At 72.5% G+C, this 24,634-nt stretch carries 17 protein-coding genes; 9 read left to right on the top strand and 8 right to left on the bottom strand.

From position 1 onward, the window contains the following. Window positions 1-38: 38 nt before the first annotated feature. A complete protein-coding gene (locus tag U8525_RS18070; protein WP_374267305.1) occupies window positions 39-1,724 on the bottom strand; it encodes a protease pro-enzyme activation domain-containing protein in 1,686 nt (561 codons plus the stop codon). Window positions 1,725-1,820: 96 nt separating this feature from the next. Here U8525_RS18070 and U8525_RS18065 point away from each other — a divergent pair, with 96 nt between their 5' ends. Genes U8525_RS18065 through U8525_RS18050 form a run of 4 tightly spaced genes read left to right on the top strand, consistent with a single transcriptional unit; the run spans window position 1,821 to window position 8,535 of the window. Then, window positions 1,821-4,007 (top strand): TOMM precursor leader peptide-binding protein, encoded by a 2,187-nt coding sequence (locus U8525_RS18065; protein ID WP_374267303.1) that lies wholly within the window; start codon window positions 1,821-1,823, stop codon window positions 4,005-4,007. 3 nt (window positions 4,008-4,010) lie between these two features. After that, window positions 4,011-5,963 (top strand): radical SAM protein, encoded by a 1,953-nt coding sequence (locus tag U8525_RS18060; protein ID WP_374267301.1) that lies wholly within the window; start codon window positions 4,011-4,013, stop codon window positions 5,961-5,963. Between the two features lie 3 nt (window positions 5,964-5,966). Next, window positions 5,967-7,124 (top strand): amidohydrolase family protein, encoded by a 1,158-nt coding sequence (locus U8525_RS18055; protein WP_374267298.1) that lies wholly within the window; start codon window positions 5,967-5,969, stop codon window positions 7,122-7,124. A 10-nt stretch (window positions 7,125-7,134) separates the two neighbouring features. Further along, window positions 7,135-8,535, top strand: a complete 1,401-nt coding sequence (locus tag U8525_RS18050; RefSeq protein ID WP_374267296.1) for a SagB family peptide dehydrogenase — start codon at window positions 7,135-7,137, stop codon at window positions 8,533-8,535. Window positions 8,536-8,564: 29 nt separating this feature from the next. On the opposite strand, the gene U8525_RS18045 is transcribed toward U8525_RS18050, so the two are convergent. Genes U8525_RS18045 through cysD form a run of 6 tightly spaced genes read right to left on the bottom strand, consistent with a single transcriptional unit; the run spans window position 8,565 to window position 17,658 of the window. Further along, window positions 8,565-8,978, bottom strand: coding sequence for a BMA_0021/BMA_0022 family TOMM bacteriocin (locus U8525_RS18045; protein ID WP_374267294.1), 414 nt, complete (start codon window positions 8,976-8,978; stop codon window positions 8,565-8,567). 1 nt (window position 8,979) lies between these two features. Continuing rightward, on the bottom strand, window positions 8,980-13,071 hold the full coding sequence (locus U8525_RS18040) for a TOMM system kinase/cyclase fusion protein (RefSeq protein WP_374267292.1): 4,092 nt from the start codon (window positions 13,069-13,071) through the stop codon (window positions 8,980-8,982). 8 nt (window positions 13,072-13,079) lie between these two features. Then, complete coding sequence (locus U8525_RS18035; RefSeq protein ID WP_374267423.1) at window positions 13,080-14,858, bottom strand: FHA domain-containing protein; 1,779 nt, start codon at window positions 14,856-14,858, stop codon at window positions 13,080-13,082. Window positions 14,859-14,917: 59 nt separating this feature from the next. Further along, on the bottom strand, window positions 14,918-15,478 hold the full coding sequence (gene cysC / locus U8525_RS18030; RefSeq protein WP_374267290.1) for an adenylyl-sulfate kinase: 561 nt from the start codon (window positions 15,476-15,478) through the stop codon (window positions 14,918-14,920). A 9-nt stretch (window positions 15,479-15,487) separates the two neighbouring features. Beyond that, window positions 15,488-16,753, bottom strand: coding sequence for a sulfate adenylyltransferase subunit 1 (locus tag U8525_RS18025; protein WP_374267288.1), 1,266 nt, complete (start codon window positions 16,751-16,753; stop codon window positions 15,488-15,490). Beyond that, the gene (gene cysD, locus U8525_RS18020) at window positions 16,753-17,658 is read right to left on the bottom strand and encodes a sulfate adenylyltransferase subunit CysD (RefSeq protein ID WP_374267286.1); all 906 of its coding nucleotides are present in this window, start codon (window positions 17,656-17,658) and stop codon (window positions 16,753-16,755) included. Before cysD ends, U8525_RS18025 begins: the two co-directional genes overlap by 1 nt. 233 nt (window positions 17,659-17,891) lie before the next feature. Here cysD and U8525_RS18015 point away from each other — a divergent pair, with 233 nt between their 5' ends. After that, on the top strand, window positions 17,892-18,665 hold the full coding sequence (locus U8525_RS18015) for a thioesterase II family protein (protein WP_374267284.1): 774 nt from the start codon (window positions 17,892-17,894) through the stop codon (window positions 18,663-18,665). Here the strand turns inward: U8525_RS18015 and U8525_RS18010 are convergent. Continuing rightward, window positions 18,662-19,444 (bottom strand): 4'-phosphopantetheinyl transferase superfamily protein, encoded by a 783-nt coding sequence (locus U8525_RS18010; protein ID WP_374267282.1) that lies wholly within the window; start codon window positions 19,442-19,444, stop codon window positions 18,662-18,664. The two genes, U8525_RS18015 and U8525_RS18010, sit on opposite strands and share 4 nt — an antisense overlap. Window positions 19,445-19,570: 126 nt before the next feature. On the opposite strand from U8525_RS18010, the gene U8525_RS18005 reads away from it, so the two are divergent. From U8525_RS18005 to U8525_RS17990, 4 genes are all read left to right on the top strand, one after another. Further along, the gene (locus tag U8525_RS18005) at window positions 19,571-20,782 is read left to right on the top strand and encodes a phosphatase domain-containing protein (RefSeq protein ID WP_374267280.1); all 1,212 of its coding nucleotides are present in this window, start codon (window positions 19,571-19,573) and stop codon (window positions 20,780-20,782) included. Between the two features lie 215 nt (window positions 20,783-20,997). Continuing rightward, the gene (locus U8525_RS18000) at window positions 20,998-22,323 is read left to right on the top strand and encodes a glycosyltransferase family 2 protein (protein ID WP_374267278.1); all 1,326 of its coding nucleotides are present in this window, start codon (window positions 20,998-21,000) and stop codon (window positions 22,321-22,323) included. Beyond that, window positions 22,320-23,420 carry a hypothetical protein gene (locus U8525_RS17995; RefSeq protein WP_374267276.1) on the top strand — a complete coding sequence of 367 codons (1,101 nt, stop codon included), beginning with the start codon at window positions 22,320-22,322 and terminating at the stop codon, window positions 23,418-23,420. The genes U8525_RS18000 and U8525_RS17995 overlap by 4 nt, the downstream gene beginning before the upstream one ends. 32 nt (window positions 23,421-23,452) lie before the next feature. Then, window positions 23,453-24,583 carry a hypothetical protein gene (locus U8525_RS17990; RefSeq protein WP_374267274.1) on the top strand — a complete coding sequence of 377 codons (1,131 nt, stop codon included), beginning with the start codon at window positions 23,453-23,455 and terminating at the stop codon, window positions 24,581-24,583. Window positions 24,584-24,634 lie beyond the last annotated feature (51 nt).

Genomic DNA, 24,634 nt, shown 5'->3' with positions numbered 1-24,634 from the left:
GGCGGCCCTCCGCAGGGCGCCGGCCCTTGACGCGGGCCTCAGCGCTTGCGGCGCTGGAGCCTGCGCAGGCCCGCGAGCAGCGCCTCGCCGTCCGGCGTCCCCAGCCCCGTGCACGCGTTCCACAGCGTGGCGTCGCTGGCGAAGTACGCGCCGTTGCCCCCCTGGGTGATGCGCCGGACGACGGGCTCGCCCTCGGTGACGAGCGCGTACAGGCGGGGGTGGAGGAAGCCCACCCGCCCCCCCAGCGCCTCGTTGAGGCGGACGATGAGCGCGGCCCACATGGGCGCCGCGGCGCTCGTGCCCGCGGCCACGCCCTGCTGGCCCTTGAAGACGATTTGATAGCCGGTGTGCAGGTCCGCGTTCGCCGCGACGTCCGGCACGCCCCGGCCGGTGCTCCGGGAGACCGCGAACGCGCCGTTCTTCCATGACGACCTCACCAGCTCCGGCACGCCCATGCCCTGCTGGTACAGCGGCAGCGCGTTCATGGAGCTGACCCCGCCGCTGCTCGCGCCCGCGGCCGTGGACATGCTCCCGATGACGCCCATGGACATCGCCTCGCCCAGCCGGTTCCACACGCGCTCGTGGTGGAGCTCCTCCCCCGCTGCTTCCAGGGTCGTGCCGCCGCACCCCAGCACCAGCGCGCTCGCGGCGGGGTAGCTCGTCGCGGCCAGGGTGATGGCGCCCGTGGGCGAGCGGGCATTCACCGGCACCTGCGAGCCCAGGTCCCCGGACGCGGCGCACACGGTGATGCCCAGCAGCGCCGCCTCGACGAAGAGCCGCTCGAAGGCCAGCTCCTCGCCCTGCTGGATGAGCGACCCTTCGTAGAAGGACCAGCTGGTGGTCAGCACCGACGGCCGGTGCTCCCGGTCGCTGAGGGCGACCGCCAGCACGCGGTGGTAGTCGCGCAGCGAGTAGTCCTTCGAGCCGGCGTTGTAGACGACGACGCGCGCCGCCGGACACACCGCGGCCACCAGCTCCACGTCCATGGTGACCTCCGCGTCGGAGGCCGTGTTGAGGACGCTCGTCTTGTTCGGCCCCACGTTCACCACCGGCGCCGTGCGCTTCACCCCCACGGACTTCAGCGACGCCTCCAGGTCCGCCGGCCTGTAGCCACCCGCCAGCTCGATGATGCCCACGCACTGGCCCTCCCCCTCGTTCCGGGGATAGCGATAGAGGCGGGCCACCTGCGGCGCCGTGTACGAGCGCACTCCAGCCCGCAGCGCCATCTCCCGGGAGAGCGGCAGGGCCGCCACGTTGTGGGTGACGAGCGGCCGGGTGTCCAGGCCCAGGACCCACTCCGCCACGCCCTCCAGCGCGCGCGGCAGGGTCACCGGCTTCGTGTGGGTCAGGTAGGACATCCGCCCGTGCGTGATGCGCCGCAGGTCCACGCCAAAGGCCTTGCGCATCGCGGCCGTGGAGCCGCGGAGCGTGACGCAGGCGCGGTCGCGCTGCTCGGAGGTGACGGTCAGGCCGTGGGACTTCGCGAAGCGCCGCACGGCGGCCAGGTGCCTGGGGTTCGCGCCGTACTTCGCCTCGAACTCCTCGTGCGTGAGCGGGCGGCGCGGAGGACTCGCGCACAGCTCCTTCACCGTGGGCAGCGGCGAGCCGTGGCGCAGGAGCAGGGTCACCTCCAGGGTGCCGGTGGCGACGCGGCTCCGAAGCGGGGGGTGGAGGGACGCCGGGGACACACGCGCGCTCTGCGCCAGGGGGATGCGGGGGGCCATGGGCGTCGTTCTATCACGCGGCGTCCGGGTCCCCGGCAACCGGCCCCCCCGTCGTATCCAGGGACGCGGGCCCCGGTTAGGCTCGCCCGCCTGCTCATGGACCGCGTCCTCCGCATCAAGCCCCACCTGCGCGCCGAGGTGCTCGACTCGCGGCGCGTGTTCCTCGTCGGGGAGCGCGCCCAGTTCCTGCTGGAGGGCGAGCTGCACGCGAGCATCGTGCCCCTCCTGGATGGCAAGCGCACCCTGGCGAGCGTCATCTCCGCGCTGTCCGGGCGGGCCTCCGCGCCAGAGGTGCTCTACGCGCTGTCGCTCCTCGAGGAGCGCGGGCACGTGGAGGAGGCACATGACGTGTTCGACGCCAGCGTCGCCGGCTTCTGGGAGTCGCTGGGCGTGGGCGCGGCCACCGCCGCCGGGCGGCTCCTGGACATGTCCGTCGCCGTGCGCGCCGTGGACGGCGAGGACGCGGAGCGGCTGGCCGAGGCGCTGCGCGACACCGGCCTGGACGTGCGCGACGACGCCGGGCAGCACGCGCTGCTGGTGGACGACTACCTGTCGCAGGAGGCGCTCGCGCTGGCCCGGGAGGCGCGGCGCGCGGGCGCCGCGTTCCTCCCGCTGAAGGTGTCCGGCACCGCGTGCCACGCGGGCCCGGTGGTGGGCCCCGAGCGCGCCTGCTGGGCGTGCCTCACCGCGCGGCTGTCGGACAACCGCCCCATCGAGAAGTACCTCGCGCGCAAGGGCCTCTCCCCGCGCGCCACCCGCCCACCGCGCACGGGCCTGCCCACCACCGCGCAGGCGGGGCTGTCCTTCGCGGCGACGCTCGTGGCCCGCTGGGTGGTGGACGGCCCCGGCGGCGCGGGGCAGACGCGGCTGTGGACGCTGGACTTCGCCACCTGGAAGCTGGAGTCGCACGGGGTGACGCGCCGTCCGCAGTGCCCGGACTGCGGCGACCCACACTGGATGGAGGCGCGCGCGCGGGCGCCCGTGGAGCTGACCTCGCGCCCCAAGCGCTTCACCGACGACGGCGGCCACCGCATCCTCACGCCGGAGGAGACCTGGGAGCGGCACCGCCACCTCATCAGCCCGGTGACGGGCGTGGTGAGCGACCTGCGCGCGGTGCCAGGCGACGCGCTCCTGGGCCACATCCAGTCCGCCGTCTTCCGCGTGTGCCCGTGGACGGACGCGCCGGCCCCCGACGACTTCCACCGCGTGGCCAGCGGCAAGGGCCGCACGGAGGCCCAGGCCCGCGCGGGCGCGCTGTGCGAAGCGCTGGAGCGCTACAGCGCGGTGTTCCAGGGCGACGAGCCCCGCGTCCACGCCACGGCGTCCCAGCTGGGCAGCCAGGCCGTGCACCCGGACCTGCTCCAGCACTTCAGCGCCGCGCAGCTCCAGTCGCGGACCGAAGGCGGGGCCCGCCGCGACATGCGCACCGCGGTGCCCCGTCCCTACGCGGATCAACCCATGGACTGGAGCCCCGCGTGGTCGCTCACGCACGGGGTCCACAGGTACGTGCCCACGTCGTTCGCGTACCTCTTCGCGCCCACGCCCGCGGACGGGCCGTTCTGCCTCTTCAACTCCAACGGGAACGCGGCCGGCAACTGCGTGGAGGAGGCCATCCTCCAGGGCTTCCTGGAGCTGGTGGAGCGCGATGCGGTGGCGCTCTGGTGGTACAACCGCCTGCGCCGTCCGCGCGTGGACCTGCGCTCCTTCGACGAGCCGTGGTTCACCTCCGTGGCGGCGCACTACCGGTCGCTCGGGCTCCAGCTGTCGGTGTTGGACCTCACGCACGACCTGGGCATCCCGGTGTTCGCCGCGCTCGCGTGGTCTCCGGAGCACGGCCGGGCCTGGGCCGGCTGCGGCTGCCACTTCGACGCGAAGCTCGCCGTGCAGCGCGCGCTCACGGAGGTGGCCCAGTGCTACGACCCGAAGGACCTGTCCCCGTCGCCCTGGCACTCCGGCGCGCACGAGGACGTCACCTGGCTCTTCCCCGACGACCGGGTCCCCGCGCGCGTCCGCGCCGACTTCCCCCACCAGGGCCACGACGACCTGCGGGACGACGTGCGCGAGTGCGTGGCCCGGGCCGCGCGCGTGGGGCTGGAGACGCTGGTGGTGGAGCAGTCCCGGCCCGACGTGGGCGTCTCCGCGGTGAAGGTCATCGTCCCGGGGCTGCGGCACTTCTGGCCCCGGCTGGGCCCCGGACGGCTGTATGACGTCCCCGTGCGGCTGGGGTGGCTGAAGGAACCGAAGACCGAAGCGCAGCTCAACCCCGTGCCCTTCTACTTCTGAGCGATGGCATCGCTTCTCGAGCCCAGGCCCCGCATCCTCCTGGTCCAGTGCGGCCCCGACCGGCGCCACGTGGACCGCGAGACGGAGGACTTCGACCCCGAGCGCGGCCTGGTGAAGCGCGCGACGATGACGCCGCTGGCCTGCGCGACGCTCGCGGCGCTCACGCCGGACACCTTCACCGTGGACATCTGGGACGAGGAGCTGCACGGCCAGGTGCGCGCGGACACGGAGCTGCCGGACTACGACATCGTCGGCGTGTCGGTGATGTACTCGGCCCTCACCTACCAGGCGCGCTTCCTGGGCGGGCACTTCCGCGACCGGGGCGCCACCGTGGTCGCGGGCGGCCCCGCCGTCTCCGCCGCGCCCGAGGACTACCGCGGCTTCTTCGACGCCCTCTTCGTCAACGAGGCGGAGCGCACCTGGCCGCGCTTCCTCGCGGACTGGCTGGGCGGCGAGTACGCGCCCGAGTACCGTCAGCTGGACAAGCCGTCGTTGAGCGAGAGCCCCCTGCCCCGCTGGGACGCCGTCGCGGCGGACTTCCCGCGCTACGCGTGGGGCTCCGTGCAGACCACGCGCGGCTGCCCGTTCGACTGCTCGTTCTGCGACGTCATCTACCTGTACGGCCGCAAGCAGCGGCACAAGCCGGTGGAGCGCGTGCTGGAGGAGGTGCGCGCCCACGCGGCGCTCGGCGCGGAGGGCGTCTTCTTCGCGGACGACGAGTTCATCGGAGACGCGGCGTACGCGAAGGAGGTGCTCGCGGGGCTGGTGCCCCTCAACCGCGCCCTGCCCCGCCCGCTGCGCTTCTTCACCCAGGTGACGATGAACCTGAGCCGCGACAGCGCGCTCCTGGAAGGCATGGCGGACGCCAACTTCTACACCGTCGTCCTGGGCATCGAGTCCTTCGACCCCGCCGCGCTCAAGGAGGCGCAGAAGCACCAGAACGTGCGCGCGGACCTGGTGGGCGACCTGCTGCGCATCCAGGCGCACGGCATCGGGCCCCGGGGCAGCTTCATCGTCGGGTTCGACCACGACACGCCCGCCGTGTTCGACACCCTGCACGCGAACATCCAGCGCACGCACCTGCCCTGGGTGGTGGTGGCGCCCCTCCAGGCCCCGCGCGGCACGCGCCTGTGGACGCGGCTGCGCGCGGAGGGCCGGCTCGCCACGCCCCGGAGGGCGCCCGCCAAGGACCGGGGCGCCATCGTGCTCAACGTGCTGCCCCTGGGCATGACGCGGCCCCAGCTGCTCGAGGGCTTCCGCGACCTGGTGGAGCGCCTGTCCACCTGGGACGCCGCCTGCGACCGCATCCGCCGCTTCCTCGCCGACATCCAGCGCCCGCCCCGGGTGGAGGAGGCCCCCTGGCCGGAGGCCGTCACCGACCGCTTCCTGCGGGAGGCCACCGCCGCCTGGGCCCTGACGCCGCCGGAGCGCCAGGCCCTGGGGGACACGCTCGCGGAGGTGCGCCGCGCCGCCCCGGCGATGCTGCCGCGCGCGGTGTTCTTCCTCGCGCGCAACCAGAACGAGCGCCGCCGGCACGAGCGCCTCTTCACGGACTTCGACGCGGTGCTCGCCGCAGAACGAAGGGGCGACCTCGTCCCGGACACGCAGCCCGTCTACGTCCCGCCCGGCTTCGCCAGGGCGATGCGCGACGTGTTCCCGGATCTCTTCGTGCGCCTGAGCCGCGACCTGCCGGACCGCCGCGACGTGCCGGAGGCCTCGCGCGACGTGCTGGTGGACTTCGTCGCCCGCTGGGGCGAGGGCTTCCAGGCGCTCCAGCCGCAGCACCACGACTTCCTGCGCGAGCTGTGCGACCGCGAGGTGGCGGCGCGCGGCGGACAGCCGGGCACGCTGGAGGACGCGGAGGAGCAGGCCCTGCGCACCCAGGCCCGGCGCACCGGCCTGCTGGAGGCGCTGCTCAAGGACGTGCGCGACGAGCTGGCGAGCTGGGGCCCCTGACGCATGCGCGACGGCCTTCGCATCTTCGACGCGGACCGGCATGTCCTGGAGCCGCTCAACCTCTGGGCGGAGCAGCTGGAACCCGCCCTGCGCCGCCACGCGCCCCGCCTGGGGCGCCTCCCCGAGGAGCCCCTGGAGGCGCGGCTGGAGCGGCTGGGCCCCCAGGGCCTCCTCCCCGTGCTGCCCCTGCCCGAGGTGGACGGCAAGCCGCTGTGGAACCACATGCCGGAGAAGGCGTGGGTGGAGTTCTCCGCGCGATCCTACGCGCAGCTGGGGCGCAATGAACTGCTGCAACGGCCGGACGTGTACCTGGCCCAGATGGATCGCGACGGCGTGGACATGGCGGCACTCTTCCCCACCTATGCGCTGCTCCTGGAGGGCTTCTCCCCGCTGAAGCCCCACGTCGCCACCGCGTTCGCGTCCGTCTACAACACGTGGCTGCACGGCTTCTGCGCGCACGCCCCCGAGCGCCTGCGGGGCGTGGGGCTCATCAGCCGACACGAGCCGGAGGCCATGGTCGCGGAGGTCCGCCGCGTCGCCGGCTTCGGCTGGCGCGCCGTGATGGTCCGCCCCAACCCCATCGGCGGCCGGCTCCTGTCGGACGCCGCCTATGAGCCCTTCTGGTCCGAATGCGAGCGGCGCTCACTCGCGGTGGTGCTCCACGGCAGCGGCCACGTCTACGTGCCGTCCGCGGGCGCGGACCGCTTCGACACCCGCTTCGCCAACCACGTCTGCGCCCACCCCCTGGAACTGATGATGGGGCTGCTCGCGCTCCTCCAGGGGGGCGTGCTGGAGCGGCACCCCGCGCTGCGCATCGGCGCCATGGAGGCCGGCTGCGGCTGGCTGCCGTATTGGGCGTGGCGGCTGGATGAGGAATATCGCGCTGTGGGTGCAGAGGTCTCCGCCACCATCCGACAGCTCCCTTCCTCCTACCTGCGCCGGCACTGCTTCGTTTCCGTGGAGCCGGATGAGCCGTACCTGGCTGACGTGGTGCGCCACCTCCCGGAGGACCGCCTCGTCTTCGGGAGCGACTTCCCGCACCTGGACCACGGCGAGGACGTGCTGGGGTCCCTGCTGTCATTGCGTGACGTGATGACCGAAAGTCGTCTACGAAAGGTTCTCTGGGAAAACCCGACTCGGTTCTACGGTGTGGAACCGTGAGGCCGCACGAATGAGACTGTCGCTCGCCGAAGGTGTGGCGCTGCGTTGCCCTGACGCGGAGGACGCGCGCGTGGAGGGTCCTGGCCGCTCGCTGCGGCTGGGGCCGCTGGCCCCCGGTGTGCGCGCCGTCTTCGAGTCGCTCGCGGACGGAGGCATCCATGAGTCGGAGGTGCCCGACGTCGCGGGCCCGGACACGACGCTCGCGTGGTACTGGCTGGACCTGGCCGGCGACGGCGGCCTGCTGTCGTGGACGGTGGAGGAGCGGGGCAACCTGCTCCTGACGCTCACGCCCGCGTCCGCGTCCTTCGTGCGCCACCGCGCGACGTTCGACGCCACCCAGGCGCTCCAGCTGTCCCGCTTCGCGCACACCCGCATGGCGGAGGGCTGCGCGGTGCTGGACTGCCCCACGGTGCACGCCACCGCCGCGCTGCATGACCGGCGCGTCGTGTCGCTGCTCTTCGACATGGCCCGCCCCACGCTGCTGGCGCGGCTCAACCAGTTCAACACCGGCATCGAGTCCTTCACGCTGCGCGAGCTGGTGCGCCTCCTGGCGGAGACGGGCATCCTGGTCCCCAACGGGCTGGACGTGCCGGCGTCGGAGGAGACGCAGACGGCGCTGAAGCAGTGGGAGCCGCACGACCTGCTCTTCCACCTGCGCTCGCGGGGCTGGGGCCACCAGACGCGCGCGGGCGCCACGTACCGCTTCCGGGGCGAGCTGCCCAACCCGCCCGCCCTCAAGCCCTCCGTCATCCAGGAGGCGGTGGAGCTGTACCGGCCGGACATGGAGGCGCTGCGCGCCGCGGACCGCTCCTTCACGGAGGTGCTGGAGGCGCGCCGCAGCCTGCGCGGCCGGGGCGCCAGCCCCCTCACCGTGCGACAGCTGGGGGAGCTGCTCTACCGGGCCGCGCGCGTGCGCGACGTGCGCACCACGCAGGACGGCGAGGTCACCGACCGGCCCTACCCCGGCGCGGGCGCGGTGTACGCGCTGGAGCTGTATCCGCTGGTGGGCGAGTGCCAGGGCCTGGCCCCCGGCGCCTACCACTACGACCCGCTGGGACACCGCCTGGAGAAGCTGAGCGCCCCCACGCCGGAGTTCCACGCGCTGATGGACGAGGCCCGCGCGCCCGCGGAGCCCTTCGAGCGGCCGGAGGTGCTGATGGTGGTGGCCGCGCGCGTGCCCCGGCTCGCGTGGAAGTACGAGACGCTGGCGTACTCGCTGGTGCTACAGGACACGGGAGCGCTGGTGCAGACGCTCTACCTGGTGTCCACCGCGCTGGGCCTGCGGCCCTACGCGCTGGGCCGGAGCGACCCGGACTTCTTCCAGCGCGTGGCGGGCGTGGACGGCTTCGGCGAGGCCTCCGTGGGCGCCTTCGCGGTGTCGGGCGGAGACGCTCCCGCCCTGGGCCGCTGAAAGCGCCCCGCGGCGCCCTCACGCCGGTGTCAGCAGCAGGGGCTGCCGCAGCAGTGCGAGCGGCCGTAGGTGTCGGTGAGGCTGGAGAGCGCCACGGCGTGGTCCGCCACGTCCGCCGGCTTCTTCGGCAGGTGCAGCTCCACCTCCGCGCTGTTCACCTTCCAGGTGCCGTCCGTCGCCGCGTTCTTCTCCGTGGACGGGATGACCTTCAGGTGGATGCTGGCCGGCAGGTCGAAGTCGAAGCGCTTCTTGAGGGCCTCGCGCGGGTTCTTCTGCAGCGCCGCCTCGAACTCCGGCTCCTTCCACGCGAGCGCCACGGCGCGCATCCACACGGCCTGCCAGTCATTCACCGAGGCCTGGGCCCCCGTGCTCCGCGTGGGCTTGCGCGCCACCGGACGGGCCCGGGCGGGCGCGGCCTTTGACTCCGGCTTCTTCCTGCTCATGTCAGCACTCTCCTCCCAGCGCTCCCAACAGCGCGCGGGCCTCCGAGATGGGCGGGGTTCCCCAGCCTTCGGAGAAGGTACTGTAGACCGTTTGCAGCCGCCGCCGGGCTTCTTCCTGCCGTCCGGACGCCTGGAGCAGCCGCGCCAACGCGGTGACGGCCTGCAGCTCCCGCATCCGAGCCCCCTGCGCGTGCGCCACCTCGGCCGCCTGCCGGAAGCACGTCTCCGCGGAGAGTGCAGTGTTTCCATCCCGCTGGAGCAGCACCCGGCCCTTGACGCAGAGCAGCTTGGACTCGTGGTAGGCCTCGCCCAGGGCCTGCGCGCGCTGCCGGCCGCGCTCCACGGTGGCGAGCGCCGCCTCCAGGTGGCCCAGCTCCAGCTCCAGCTCCGCGAGCATGGCGTAGTAGGCCGGCTGGTCCATCTCCGTGCCGAACGCCTCGCGCAGCGCCACGCTCCGCCGCGTCGACTCCAGGTCCTTCATCGCCCACCCCCGCAGGATGCCCACGTAGGCGGACTGCTCCAGCAGGCCATGGCGGTGGGACAGCTCCGAGTGCTGCGCGATGAGCTGGAGCGCCTCCGTCCGGTCGCCGTGCTCCTGGGCCATCAGCAGCAGGTAGATGAACGACAGGCCGATGCTGGTGCCGTGGTTCAGCTCGCGGCCCCACGCCACCGCGGCCTCGCCGTGCGCCTTCGCCTGGTCCGGGAAGCCCAGCAGCCACAGCCCGCGGCACAGCACGGACTCGCCGCCCACGCGCGTGTCCTGGCCGTACAGGATGCGGTGCATCCGGTGCGCGACCGGGTCGAACAGCGCCAGGCACCGGTCCGCCTTCGCCTTCGCCTCGCCCAGGCGGCCCTCCAGCAGCTCGATGTTGGAGAGGATGGTGAGCGCCACCGCCTCCTGCCCCGCGTCGCCGGTGCGCTGCGCCAGCGCCACCAGCCGGTCCAGCAGCCCGCGCACCCGGCGCTGGTCTCCGCCCAGGTGGTAGTAGATGGAGAGGACCCACAGGGTCGGGGCCGCATAGGGGCTCTCCCCCACGGAGGAGAGCAGCTCCAGCGAGCGCTCGGCCACGGCGCGCAGGTCCTGCGAGCGCCAGCCCTGCGTGGACATCAGCGCCGGCGCGAGCACGCCGTTGAGGCTCAGCTCCAGCGGCGTGCGCTCCGCCGGCTCGTCGATGGCGTCCAGCCACGACAGGCCCAGCCGGGCGAAGAGGATGGCCTCCAGGTAGGCGGAGCGCACCAGCGCGGCGAGCGCGGCCTTCTGCGCGTAGACGATGGCCTTGCGCTTGAGGTTCGCGGCGGCCAGGTGGTGCGCGAGCAGGTCCGGCCGGGCCTCCACCTGCTCCGGGAAGTGCGCCTCCAGCGCCTCCGCCGTCTTCGCGTGCACCTGCTGCCGGTACCGCTTGAGCATGGAGTCGTAGGCCGCGTCGCGCACCAGCGCGTGCTTGAAGAGGTACACCGGCCCCTTCGGCCGGCGCTTGCGGTGCAGGAGCCCCGAGCCCACCAGCCGCTCCAGGTCCGCCTCCAGCGCCTCGGGCGTCAGCGGGCTCACGTGGCGCAGCAGCTCGTGCGTCAGCTCGCGGCCCAGCACGGAGGCCACCTGCGCGGTCTCCTTGGCGCGACCCAGCCGGTCCAGGCGCGCGACGAGCAGGTCGCGCAGCGTGCCCGGCACCGCGGGCCCCCCCTTGCCCGCCTCCAGCGCGATGCGCCCCTCGCGCTCCACCAGCGCGCCGGACTCGCGCAGCGTGCGCACCAGCTCCTCCACGAACAGCGGGATGCCGTCCGTGCGCGTGGCGATCTCCTCCAGCGCCTCCGGCGACAGCGGGCCGCCCGCGGCGGCGGTGGCCAGCCGCTCCACCTCCGCGCGCCCCAGGGCGCCCAGCTGCACCTGCGTCACCGACGACGCGGCCCAGGGCGGCTCGAACTCCGGCCGCGCGCTGAACACGGAGAGCAGGCGCGACGAGGACACCTCCTCCACCAGCGCCTTGAGCAGCTCCAGCGTGGACGGGTCCGCCCAGTGCAGGTCCTCCAGCGCCAGCACCACGGGCTGGCGCTCCGCCATGGCGGCGAGGAGCGAGAGCAGCGCGTCGCGCGTGAGCTCCCGGTGCTTCAGGGGCGACACGTCCAGCGGGGCCCAGCGCTCCGGCGGCAGCGGCAGGGACAGGAGCGGCGCGAGCAGGGGCACCGTCTCCGGCAGCTCGAAGCTATAGCCGGACAGGAGCGCCTCCAGGCCCGTGAGCCGGGCGTCCGGCGACAGGTCGCGGTTCGGGTCCAGCATCCGCGTGAGCAGGTCCACCACGGGGGCATACGCCTGGCCGGAGGCGTCCGCCGTGCAGCGGGCCTCCAGCCACGTGTGGGGCTCCGCGCCCAGGCGGTCCCCCAGCTCGCGCATGAGGCGCGACTTGCCGATGCCCGGCTCGCCGGAGATCAGCACCGCCTGCCCCTGCCCCGAGCGCACCTGCTCCCAGCGGGCCAGCACCAGGTCCAGCTCGCGCGAGCGCCCCACGAGCGCCAGCGCGTCGTCCGCGCCGCTCCACGTCGCGTCGGCGCCCTGGAGCACGAACGTCTCCAGGTCCGGGGGCAAGAGCTCGTTGGGGGCCGCGGGCACGCGCTCCAGCGGGAAGTGCTTGCGCACCAGCTGCTGCGTGTCGCCGGTGACGAGGATGGCCCCGGGCTGCGCGGAGGTGGACAGCCGAAACGCCAGCTTCGGCGTGGTGCCCACGACGAAGCCCAGGCCGGAGAGCGTGGGGTCCCGCTGCTCGCGCGCCACCACCAGGCCCGTGTGCAGGCCCACGCGGAGCTCCACCCGCGTGCCGCGCTCCGCCTCGATGGCGCGGCCGCGCCGCTTCACCTCGGCCACCATGTCCAGCGCCGCCTGCGCCGCGCGCCGCGCGTCATCCTCCCGCGCCGCCGGATAGCCGAAGTAGAAGAGGACGATGTCGCCCAGCGCGCTGGCGATGTGGCCGTTGTAGCGCCGGGCGATCTCGATGCAGACCTCCTGCTGGGCGCCCAGCACGTGGTCCAGCTCCTCGATGTCCACCGGGCCCGGCGCCGTCTGCGTGGCGGACAGCGTGCAGCACACCACCGTGAGCTGGCGGCGCTCGCCCTCCGCCCACCGGCGCGAGCGCGTGGACAGCGCGTTGGGCGTGCGGCTGGACAGCTCCACCGTCGCCGTCTCCGCGTTGGGGGCCGCGGGCTGGATGCGCACCGGCGCCGGCCGGCGCGGCAGGTTGGACACGTCCACCGCCTCCAGCTGGCGCAGGAGCACCTCCGCGGACACGGTGCGCTGGGACGGGTCCTTCGCGGTGACGCGCTGGAGCAGCCTCCCCAGCGGGTGCGCGGCGATGGCCGGCGGGAGGGGCACCGGCTCCGTGGACAGCTGCTGGAAGATGACCTCCGCCACGGTGGCGCCCTCGAAGACGCGCCGGCCGGTGAGGCACTCCAGGAAGACGAGCCCCCACGCGTACAGGTCCGAGCGCGGCGTGGGCGCCTGCCCGCGCAGCTGCTCCGGCGCCGCGTAGGACGGCGTGCCCAGCGACTCGTTGGTGGACGTGATGCGCGGCTGCCCCTCGCCGCGCGAGAGCTCGTCCGTCACCGACCCGATGCCGAAGTCCAGCACCAGGGCGTTGCGCCGGGCGCCGGTGGGCACGACCATGATGTTCGCGGGCTTCAGGTCGCGGTGCACCACGTTCTGCGCGTGCGCGCACGCCAGCGCGTCCAGCAGTTGGAGCAGCAGGTGGCGCGCCTCCACCGGATCCAGCACGCCCTCCTCCGCGAGCACCTGCGCCAGGTTCTTCCCCGGCACGAACTCGAAGATGGAGTACACGGCGCCGCCCTGCGTCCGGCCCGAGTCGATGAGCCGCACGATGTTCGGGTGGTGCATCTGCGCGCACAGCTTCATCTCGCGCTCGAAGCGCGCGCTGCGGCGCTCCACGGACTCCGGCGTCGCGCCGTCCGTGAGGCGGAGCAGCTTCACCGCCACGCTCTGGCCGGTGGTCACCTGGCGGGCCTTGTAGACGCGGCCGAAGCCGCCCTCGCCCAGCTCCGACAGGAGCTCATACCGGCCCTGGAAGGCCTCCAGCAGCGCAGGATCCATGGGGTTCTTCATCGCGTTCCCGAGCCTCGCTCCATTGCTGACCGTCCTCCCCGCCTGGGCAGGGTGATGACGAACTCCGTGAACTCACCCGGCGCCGTCTCCATGCGGAACGTGCCCTGGTGGCCCTGCACGATGATGTCATGACTGAGCGACAGCCCCAGGCCCGTCCCCTGCCCAGGCGGCTTCGTCGTGAAGAAGGGGTCGAAGATTCTTCCCGCGCTCTCCGCGGGGATGCCCGGCCCGTTGTCGCGCAGCCGGAGCTCCACCTGCTCTGGACGCGCGAGGGTGCGAACCTTGAGGACCGGCGCGTAGGTGGCGCCCAGCGCCTGGCGCTTCTGACGCATGGCGTAGAGCGCGTTGTCCACGACGTTGATGATGACGCGGCCCACGTCCGCGCGGCTGAGCTCCAGCCACCCCACGGCCGGGTCGTACTCGGCCTCCAGGCGGACGGCCAGGGGCTCGCCGCGCATGCCGCCCTGCCCCAGGGCCACGCTCTCCGCCACCAGGGCGTTCAGGTCCACCGGCTCGCGCGGGCCGGGGGAGCGGCGCGCGTGCTGGAGCATGCCCTGGATGATCGCGTCCGCGCGGCGGCCGTGCTCGCGGATCTTCTGGACGTTGGTGCGCAGGCTCACGAGCGCCTCGTCCACGTCGCGCACGGCGTCTGGCGTCAGCCGCTCGCGCTGCGGCTCCAGCACGCCGGCCAGGTCCTCCGCGAGGCCCACGGAGAGGCCGGCGAAGTTGCTGATGAAGTTGAGCGGGTTGCGCAGCTCGTGCGCCATGCCGCCCACCAGCGTCGCGAGCGAGGCCAGCTTCGCGTCCATGATGAGCTGCATGCGCTGCACCGTCTCCTGCTCGATGCGGCGGTAGAGCCGGGCGTTCTCCAGCGCGAGCGCCGCCTGCCCGGCGAAGGCGACGAGGAAGTCCAGGTCGTCCTCGGAGAAGCTCTTGGGCGTGGAGAGGTTGTCCACGTACAGCACGCCCAGCACCTCGTCGCGCGGCTTGAGCGGCACGCACATGGAGGCGCGGATGGAGCTGAAGATGACGGACTCCGCGGCGCCCAGGCGCGGATCATTCACCGCGTCGGAGAAGAGCGCCGCCACGCTCCGGCGCAGCACGAAGTCCACGATGTTCTGGCTGTAGATGGGCCCGCGCACGGCCGCGCCCTCCGCCGTCTTGGTGACGCGCGGCTCCAGCTTCCCGGTGGCCTCGTCCACCAGCAGGATGACGCCCCGGTCCACGTGGAGGATCTGGAACGCCAGGTCCAGCACCTTGCCGGGCAGCGCCTCCAGGTCGTCGGTGACGGACAGCAGCTTCGCCACCTCCTGGAGGATGCGCAGCTGCTCGCGCGAGCGCGCGGCCGCGCCCGGGGCCTCCACCGGGGACTGCTCCGCGCCGGACACCGCCTGCACCAGCGTCTTCAGCGGCACGCGGGTGAGCGCGCGCGTGAGCTGGGGGCGGGGCTCGTCGGGCGACGCGCCGGGCGGGCCCGAGGGCGCGGCCGGGGGCGGCTCGTAGGTGAGCAGGAAGACGAGCTCGCCCAGCGTCAGCGTGTCGCCGGGGCGCAGCTCCTTGCGGCGGATCTGCACGCCGTTGACGAAGGTGCCGTTCTTGCTCTGGAGGTCGGTGACGAAGAAGCGCCCGTCGGAGGGCTCGATGCGGGCGTGCTGGCGCGACAGGCTGCGGTGGGGGATGCAGATGCCCTGGTCGTCCGCGCGGCCAATGGTGATGGGCGCGTCCCCCAGCGGGTAGGACAGCTCATCCGGCTGCCCTGGGTTGTAGACGAGCATCAGCACGGCCTGCGGACCCCCTCCAGGGCCGCGAGCCTAGCCGAAAAGCGGCGGCCGTCTCAGGCGGCGCTCGCGGCGGGGGCCAGCAGCCCCCGGTCCCGCAGCGTGTCGAGGATGCGCTCCAGCCCCACCTCCACCGTCTCCGCGTCCGAGCGGACGATGATTTCGGGGGCCTCGGGCGGCTCGTAGGGGTCCGACACGCCGGTGAAGTGGGGGATCTCCCCGGCCAGGGCCTTCTTGTAGAGCCCCTTCACGTCCCGGGCGATGAGCGCGTCCAGGCTGGCCTGGACGTAGCACTCCAGGAACGGGATGCCGGCCTGGGTGGCCAGGGCGCGCACCTCGTCCCGGGAGCTCTTGTACGGGGAGATGGCGGCGGTGATGACGCCCACCTCGTGCCGGGCCAGCACCCGCGCCACGTAGCCGATGCGCCGGACGTTCTCCTCGCGGTCCGCGCGGCTGAAGCCCAGCCCGCGGGAGAGGTACGTGCGCACCTCGTCCCCGTCGAGCAGCTCCACGCGCTGCACGGGCGCGAGCTGCCGCGCCACCGCGGTGGACAGCGTGCTCTTGCCCGCGCCGGACATGCCAGTGAACCAGAGGATGAAGCCCGGACGCTGTTGCATCGCCACTCCCTACCTGTCCACCGCGGGGCCGTTGATCATCCCCGCGCCCACGGTGGCGTTGGTGCCTTCGTCGATGAGGATGAAGCTGCCGGTGCTGCGGTTGCGGCGGTACTCGTCGAAGAACAACGGCACCGTCGTGCGCAGCGTCACCCGGCCCACCTCGTTGAGCTTCAGGCCCGGGCTCTGCTCGTCGCGGTGCAGCGTGTTGACGTCCAGCCGGTAGTGCAGCTGCTTCACCATGGCGCGCGCCACGCGGGTGGTGTGCTTGATGGCCAGCCGCGAGCCGCTGTTGAGCTGCGTCGACTCGGACAGCCAGCACACCATCGCGTCGATGTCCTGGCTCGCGGTGGGGGGGTTGCCCGGGCGGCACAGCATGTCGCCGCGGCTGATGTCCAGCTCCTCCTCCAGCGACACGTTCACCGACATGGGCGGGAACGCCTCCGTCAGCGGCTTGCCGGCCAGCTCCAGCGCCTTGATGCGCGTGGTGAAGCCGGACGGCATCACCATCACCTCGTCGCCCGGGCGCATCACGCCGCCCAGCAGCTGCCCGGAGTACGCGCGGTAGTCGTGGAACTTCTTCGCGGACGCCGGCCGGATGACGCCCTGCACGGGGAAGCGCAGGTGGATGAGGTCCCGGTCGGACGCGATGTGCACGTTCTCCAGGTGGTGCAGGAGCGTGGGGCCCTGGTACCAGGGCATCTTCTCCGAGCGCGTCACCACGTTGTCCCCGCCCAGCGCGGAGATGGGGATGAACGACAGGTCCGTCACGTCCAGCTTCATGGAGAACTGGCGGAACTCCTCCCGGATGCGATCGAAGACGGCCTGGTCGAAGTCCACCAGGTCCATCTTGTTCACGCACAGCACCAGGTGCGGCACGCGCAGCAGCGACGCGATGAAGGCGTGGCGGCGCGTCTGCTCCAGCACGCCCTTGCGCGCGTCCACCAGGATGAGCGCCAGGTCCGCCGTGGACGCGCCCGTCACCATGTTGCGCGTGTACTGGAGGTGTCCGGGCGTGTCCGCGATGATGAACTTGCGCTTCTGGGTGGAGAAGTAGCGGTACGCCACGTCGATGGTGATGCCCTGCTCGCGCTCGGCCTTCAGGCCGTCCAGGAGCAGCGCCAGGTTGACGTACTCGTCGCCCCGGGCCTGGCTCGTGCGCTCCACCGCGGCGAGCTGGTCCTCGAGGATGGACTTCGTGTCGTACAACAGCCGCCCGATGAGGGTGCTCTTGCCGTCATCCACGGAGCCCGCGGTCGCGAATCTCAGCAGTTCCACTAGAAGTATCCCTCGCGCTTGCGGTCTTCCATCGCCGTCTCAGAGAACTTGTCGTCCGCGCGGCTGGCGCCACGCTCCGTCACGCGGGAGGCCGTCACCTCCGCGATGACCTGCTCCACGGTGGACGCGGTGGACGGCACGCACGCGGTGCACGTCATGTCCCCCACGGTGCGGAAGCGCACCGTCTCCGTCGTCACCGTCTCACCGGGCAGCATGGACATGAAGGGCGACCAGGCCATCAGCATGCCGTCCCGGCGGAACACCTCGCGCCGGTGCGTGTAGTAGATGGACGGCAGCGCCACGCTCTCCCGGCCGATGTACTGCCAGATGTCCAGCTCGGTCCAGTTGGACAGGGGGAAGACGCGCAGGTGCTCGCCCCGGCGGTGGCGGCCGTTGTAGAGCGCCCACAGCTCCGGCCGCTGGTTCTTCGGGTCCCACTGGCCGAACTCGTCGCGGAAGGAATACACGCGCTCCTTCGCGCGGGCCTTCTCCTCGTCGCGCCGGGCGCCGCCGAAGACGGCGTTGAAGCCGTTCTTCTCGATGGCCTCCAGCAGCGGCTGCGTCTGCAGCCGGTTGCGGGACGCGCGCGGGCCCTTCTCCTCCGTCACCTTCCCGGCGTCGATGGCCTCCTGCACGGACGCGACGATGAGCCGCGCGCCCAGCTCCGCCACCCGTTCGTCGCGATACTGGATGACCTCCGGGAAGTTGTGCCCCGTGTCCACGTGCATCAGCGGAAACGGCAGCGGCGCGGGCCAGAAGGCCTTCACCGCCAGGTGCAACATCACCGCGGAGTCCTTCCCACCGGAGAAGAGCAGCACCGGCCGGTCCAGCTCCGCCGCGACTTCCCGGATGATGAAGATGGACTCGGCTTCCAGCGCCTCAAGATGTGAAAGCTCGTAGCTCACGGCCCGGGAAGCTAGCACATCCCTCCCCGGGCCCAACCGTGCCCATGAAAGTTTCCGCGCCCTCCGGCCTTGAGACACCGCGGATGCGACATGCGGGAGGGGGCGGTGAAACATGGCCGGGCAACCCGCCGGGATGGATGTCTCACGCGGCCCCCGGGCCGCGTCCGGGGCCTTCTCCGGGAGCGCGGGAGGGGATTTTCGCGCGGGGGGCGCGTGGTATAGACGGCCGCGCCATGGCAAGCGCAACCCCTCCCGTCCTCGACCGCTGGTTCCCCTCCCGCAAGCCGCTTCCGGAGCCGCGCCTGCGCCTGTTCTGCCTGCCCTTCGCCGGCGGCAGCGCGGCCATCTACACGCCGTGGCTGCATGCGCTGCCCACGGGAGTGGAGCTGTGCGCGGTGCAGCTGCCCGGGCGCGAGCGGCGCCTGATGGAGCCCGCGCTGAAGACGCTGCCGGCACTGATGGAGGTGCTGATGCCGGCGCTGACGCCGCTGCTGGACCGGCCCTTCGCGCTGTTCGGCTACAGCATGGGGGCGCGCATCGGCTTGGAGGTGGCGCGGACGCTGCAGCGCCAGGGCGGTCCGAAGCCGCTGGGCTTCATCGCGGCGGCGGCGCCCCCGCCGGCGCACAACGACCGAGAGGCCATCCACACGCTGCCCGACGCGGGCTTCATCGCGAAGCTGCGCGAGTACGACGGCACGCCGGAGGAGGTCCTCCAGCACAAGGAGCTGCTGGAGCTCATCCTCCCCACGCTGCGCGCGGACTTCGCGCTGGCCTGGTCGGACAACGGCGCGGACACGACCCCGCTGGACATCCCGCTGTCCGTGTACGCGGGCAAGGGGGACAAGCACGTGGGGCTGGACATGATGGAGCACTGGCGCGAGGAGTCCACCGCCGACGTGCGCATCCGCCACTTCGAGGGCGGCCACTTCTTCATCCGCACGCACGGGCCGCCGGTGCTGGCGGCCGTGCGCGAGGACCTGACGCGCTGGATGACCGCGCAGCCCTAGGCCGTCTTGACGAGGGGGGCCATGTCCCCGGCCAGCGGCACGGTGTGCTGCCAGCGCACCGTGAACGGCCCGCCGCGGGGCCTGCGGAAGGCCACCGCCGCCTGATGCCGGGGGGACGGCCTGTGCTGCATGAACTGCCACACGTCCGGCAGGTCGTTCATCCGCGGGTCGAAGTGGATGCGGGGCATCTGCTCCGGCGCCAGGTCGAAGGCGAACTGATCCAACGGCAGGGACAGGCCCGCGCCGCGCGCCTTGATGTAGGCCTCCTTCAGGGTCCAGTACTCGAAGAAGCGCTCGCGCTGGCGCTCCTTCGGCAGCGAGCGCAGGGCCTGCACCTCCATCTTCGCGAAGTAGTGGTCGGCGATCTCCACGGTCTCGCCCGGCCGCTCCGCGTCCTCGATGTCCGCGCCCAGGTCCACGTCGCGGCCCACCGCGACCAGGGCCATGCCGTCGGTGTGGCTCAGGTTGAAGCGCAGCCACTGGCCCTCCGGGCCCACGATGGCGGGACGGCCGTACTCGTTGGGGACGAAGCGCCAGGCCTCCGGCGCGACGGGCGCGTAGCGGGACAGGGTCAGCCGCACCAGCGCATGGGACACCAGGTACTGCCGCTGGTGCCGCTCGAAGTGGAAGCGCCGCTGCCGCTCGCGCTCACCAGGGTCCAGCAGGGCCTTGTAGGCCTCCAGGAGGCGCGGGTCGTCGATGCGCTCGGGCTCGACGATCCACACGTGGACCTCGTCGGGACGCAGGTCGAGGGGCGTGGAGGAAGGGGGCACCGTCATGGCTCCCAGGCAATCAGGAACCGCCGCGCCTGTCACGGGGGCTGGCCCGGCCGCTCGGCGGGCGCGTAGGCTCCGCGGCCCGGGCGCGGACGCCGGGCGGAGCGAGGCTCCGGGGGAGAGACACGCATGGACCTGTCCACCGCGACGACGAAGCTCCAGGCGCTGCGCCGGGAGATGACGGGCCACACGGACCGCGACGACGAGCGCCGCATCCTGGACCTGCTGGAGGGCGCCACCCGCGAGGAGCTGAACCACCTCCTGTCCAACGTGGATCTGGTGCACCTCCTGTCGGACCTGGACGACCGGCTGGTGGGCCCGGCCCACCACACGGCGCTCCTGGACCTGCTGTGCACGCGCCGGGCGGCGGAGCTGTCCCTGCCGGTGCGCGCGTCGCTGGCCTCCGCGCTCCAGCAGGGCGCCACGCCCACGCAGGCGGAGCGCCGGCTGCGCGACCTGTTCCTGGGGCTGAAGGGCCGCGAGCTGACCGCGTTCAAGAACCTGCTGGAGGCGGGCGGCGAGTCCCACGACCTGCACAAGCTGGTGTTCGACGACGTGGACGACGGGGCGGTGCGCGCGGAGCTGCTCGCCCACTTCGAGCGCGAGGCCCGGGCGTTCCCCAGCGGGGAGAACAAGGTCCTGAGCGACATCGACGACACGCTCTTCGTCAACTGGGTGGACAGGCGCTACCCGCCAAAGACGGTGTACCCGGGCGTGCTCGCGTTCTACCAGGAGCTGGACCGGGGGCCGGGCATCATCCCGAGCCGCGCGGGCGACCTCGTCTTCGTGAGCGCCCGTCCGCAGGACCCGCTGGGCCTCATCGAGAACGCGACGCTGGACTCCCTGCGCGAGCGCGGCGTGCCGCTGGCGGTGATGCTCTCCGGCAGCTTCTTCTCCCTGCTGGGCAACACGCGCATCGCGCGGAAGAAGCTCGAGAACTTCGAGCAGTACGCCCGCCTCTTCCCCGAGTACGGCTTCGTCTTCGTGGGTGACAGCGGCCAGGGCGACGTGGAGTTCGGCGCGAGGATGCGCGAGGCGCTGCCCCAGGCGGTGCGCGCCGTGTTCATCCACGACGTGGTGGCGACGCCCCAGGAGCAGCGCGACGCCTGGCGCGAGCGGCACGTCTTCTTCTTCGACACCTATGTGGGCGCGGCGGTGGATGCCTTCCACGCGGGCGTCATCTCCCGGGACGGAGTGGACCGCGTCGCCGCCGCCGCGCGCGAGTCGCTGGCGGCCATCGCGTTCCCCTCCCCCGACCAGCGTCAGGCGCGGGAGGCGGAGCTGGAGCGCGACCTGGCCCGGGCGTCAGCGCTGCCCCCGCGTTGGCCTGACGGGCAGTGACGCCCGCCCCCCGCGCCCGCCTGGGGAACGGGAAATCGCGAGGATGAAGGCTCGCGGACAGCCCCCGGCCCACCGGTCCCGGACAGTTGGCGGGACGTACGAAGCACCCCAACCTTCCGGCGCTTCACATGGGTGGAGCGGCCGTCTGGGGACGGGAGGAAGGGCTCCGGGAGGTTCCCGGGGCCCTTCCGGGGCGTAGGGGGCGCGCGGGGCCGATGGAACTGTTTCCCATCCATTTGCTGTTCATCGTCGTCTTGATGAACCGCTACATCCTCGGCCCCTTCCTGCGGCGGCTGAAGGGGCGGCGGTTCGAGCGCGTGGACGACACCTACCGCCCGAAGGTCGCCATCGTCGTTCCGCTGTTCAACGAAGGCCAGGGCATCTACCACACCGTCAAGGCGCTGCTGGATCAGGACTATCCCCGCGAGCTGACGGAGATCATCGTCGTGGATGACTGCTCGCGCGACGACAGCGTCGCGTGGGCGACCAAGGCCGCGGAGGGCCACCCCAACGTCCGGGTGATGCGCAACCCGGAGAACATGGGCAAGCGCAAGGGCATCAACCGGGGCGTCCGCGCCGCCGAGGACGCGGAGATCATCGTCTCCGTGGACTCCGACGTGGTGGTGGAGCGCAGCGCCGTGCGTCAGCTCATCCGCCGCTTCGTGCACCCCAACGTGGCCGCCGTGGGCGGGCGCACCTTCGTCATCAACCGCCACCAGAACTGGCTGACGCGGATGATCGAAATCAAGTTCCACTTCGCCCAGAAGTGGCTGAAGGACCTGGAGCGCTCGTTCCGCCAGGTGATGTGTCTGTCCGGATGTCTGACGGCCTATCGCCGCTCCGTGCTGCTGGAGCTGGAGCCCATCCTGGAGGCGCGCGCCATCGCGGGCATCCCCATCAAGTACGGCGAGGACCGCTTCCTCACGCGGCAGATCGTCAAGCACGACTACGAGACGGTCTACACGCTGGACGCGTACTGCTTCACCGCCGCGCCGTCCACGCTCGCGGGCTACTTCAGCCAGCAGCTGCGCTGGCGGCGCTCCAACCTGGTGGACCTGATCTGCGGCCTGTCGCACGCGTGGCGGCTGCACCCCGTCATCACCGTGCACTACGTGTCGCAGCTGGCGCTGCTGCTGTCGTATCCGGTGGTCATCGTCCACAACCTGCTCAACGGCGAGTTCTGGGACATCCTCGCGTTCCACTTCCTGGTGATTGGCCTGCTGGGCTTCATCTACCGGATGGAGACGCGCTACCTGCCGGAGGACCGGCGCGTGCATCCCGTGAGCTTCCTGCCCATGGCGCTGCTCATGCCGGTGACCTACGCCCTCTTCACGCCCCTGGCGCTCCTGACGCTGGACTCCGGGAGCTGGGAGACGCGCGGCAGCGCCACGCCGGCCCCGACCCCGACCCCGAACCCGATGCCGGTCCCGAGGCCCGTCCCGGTCGCGGCTCCGGTCCCGACTCCGGCGCCAGCCCCGGCCCCCGCCCCCACCCCCGCGAACCTCACGTCCAACTCCGCAGGCGAGGGAACCCCGTCATGAACCAACAGGTCGCCAACCGGCTCAACTCCGTCGCGGTGTCCGCCTACAAGTTCATGGGATCGGTGCTGCTGACGCTGATCCTCCTGGGCCTGATGTCGTTCCTCGCGGTGCAGGGCTTCTTCCTGGCGAGCAACAGCTGGGCGGCGCCCACCATCCTGTCGCCCACCGACCCCAACGTGCTGTCCCTGAACGCGCAGGCGGCGCAGCAGGAGTCGGAGCGGGACGGGCTGGTGGCGAAGCGGCGCGAGGCGTCCGACCGCCTCCAGGAGGCCGAGCGCACCGCGAACACGGAGCGGTCCTTCCAGCAGCGCTTCATCGTGGCGCTGAAGGGAGAGAAGGCCTCCCGCGACCGGCTGGCGAGGCGGCTGGGCGCGCTGCGCCAGGAGTACCTGCGCGCGGGCGAGGAGATCGCCGAGTCCAACCGCGCGTACAGCGGCCTCGCGCGCACGCGCACGACCGCGCTCTATGGCGCGAAGCTGATGGAGCGCGAGGACGTGCTCACCACCAACCACCACCTGGCGCAGATGGCGCAGAGCAACCTGTCGCTGGCGCAGGAGACGGTGGACCTGGACATGCGGCTGGACACGCTCCGGCGCGAGAGCCAGGGGCTGACCGCCGCGGAGAACGGCCTGGGCCGCGACGACACCGCCGAGGGACTGACGACGGACACGCTGCTCCTGGAGCGGGAGTACACGCAGTCGGTGCTGGCGCTGGCCCGGGCGCAGGCGCAGCACAAGAGCCTGGAGGCGGACCTCCGCGCGCTGGATGACCGCATCCACCGCTTCGACCACCTGCTCCAGGTGGTGCACGCCTCGCCGTACCTGAAGGCGCTGGAGCAGAACCTCACCGTGGCCTTCGTGCCCTACGAGAACCTGCCGAACGCCCGGGCGGGCACTCCGCTCTACACCTGCGCGCTCAAGATCTTCTGGTGCCGCGAGGTGGGCGTGGTGGGGTCCGTGCTGGAGGGCGAGGTGTCCCAGCAGCACCCCATCCGCCAGTACCACTTGCGAGGCGTGATGGTGGAACTCCAGCTTCGCGACGCTCCCAGCGCGCGCGAGCCGCTGCTCCACCTGGGCCGTCCTCCGTTGATGCTGTGAGCCCCGTCGTCGAACCGGAAAGGAAGCGGAGGATGCAGACGAGCCTCGCGAGGGGAGCCCTGCTGGGGCTCGGGTTGTGGGCGGGCCTGGCACCGGCGGAGGAGGAAGCGGAGGCGGTGCGGGCCCGGGGCGACCTCGCGAGGGGCTACTGTGAACGCATGCGCGGCACCGCGAGCGCGGAGGCCGCCCTGGAGTTCGCTCCGGAGGTCTTCGCCAGCATCGGCGCGGTGAACGCGGGCGACGCGGTGGGCGGCGCGGACGAGACGCCCCTGGGGTCACCCAAGCTGCGCCTCACCGCGGGGCTGGGCTACGACTTCGTGGGCATCTATCGCGGCCGCACGCTGCGCTCCCGCGCGGAGGCCGAGTGCCGGCGCTACCAGGCGCTCGCCGCGCTCCAGGCGGCCGTGGAGCAGGGCTCGCGGCTGGGGGAGGCGTCCGCGCTGGACGCGCGGGCCCGGGCGCTGGCCACCTCCCTGCCCCGCGCGGAGGAGCTGGTGTCCCAGCTCCGGGACGAGCTGCGCGACGGCAGCGCGACGCTGGAGGAGCTCAACGCGGTGCAGGTGCGGCTGGACCATCTGCGCTCACTGGCGCATGACACGGCCAGGGCCCGCGAGCAGCTGGCGCTCGAGCCCGCGCTGCCGGAGGGACAGACGCTGAGCGCGCTGCTCAGCGACTTCGAGGCCGCGGACGATGAGGTGGAGTCCCTGTCCGGCGGCCTGCGCAGGGCCGGCGCCTGGCGCCTGAGCGTGCGCGGCGGCTACGACGAGGTCTTCGACGTCCAGCAGGACACGCCCCTCTTCGGCCAGCTGACGCTGGGCTACAACCTGGGTCACCTCTGGCAGGGCCGGGCCAACGCCCAGGCGCGCGAGGGCCGGCGCCAGGAGGCGCGCGACGCGGTGGACGGCGCGCCCCGGCGCGTGCGCCAGTTGCTGGGCGAGCTGCGCATCACCGAGCGGAGCGAGCAGCAGCGGCTGGGCGATCTGTCCACGCTGGTGTCGGACCTGGAGGGGCAGCTGCGCGAGGTGGAGCAATTGCAGACGCACCAGGTGCGCCGCTTCCGGGGCTACCTGCTGCTGGAGCTGGCGAGGCTCCAGGCCGAGCAGGCCTACCTGGGCGCGCACGTGGAGACGCTCCGGACGCTCCTGGGGGGCACGGGGCCATGAGGGATGCGAGACACCGGCGGTGGGTGGCGCTCGGGACGTCGGGCGCGTTGA

The organism is Corallococcus sp. RDP092CA (genome assembly GCF_041903675.1).
Classification (GTDB): Bacteria; Myxococcota; Myxococcia; order Myxococcales; family Myxococcaceae; genus Corallococcus.
This window is presented reverse-complemented; position numbering and strand designations above follow the sequence as displayed.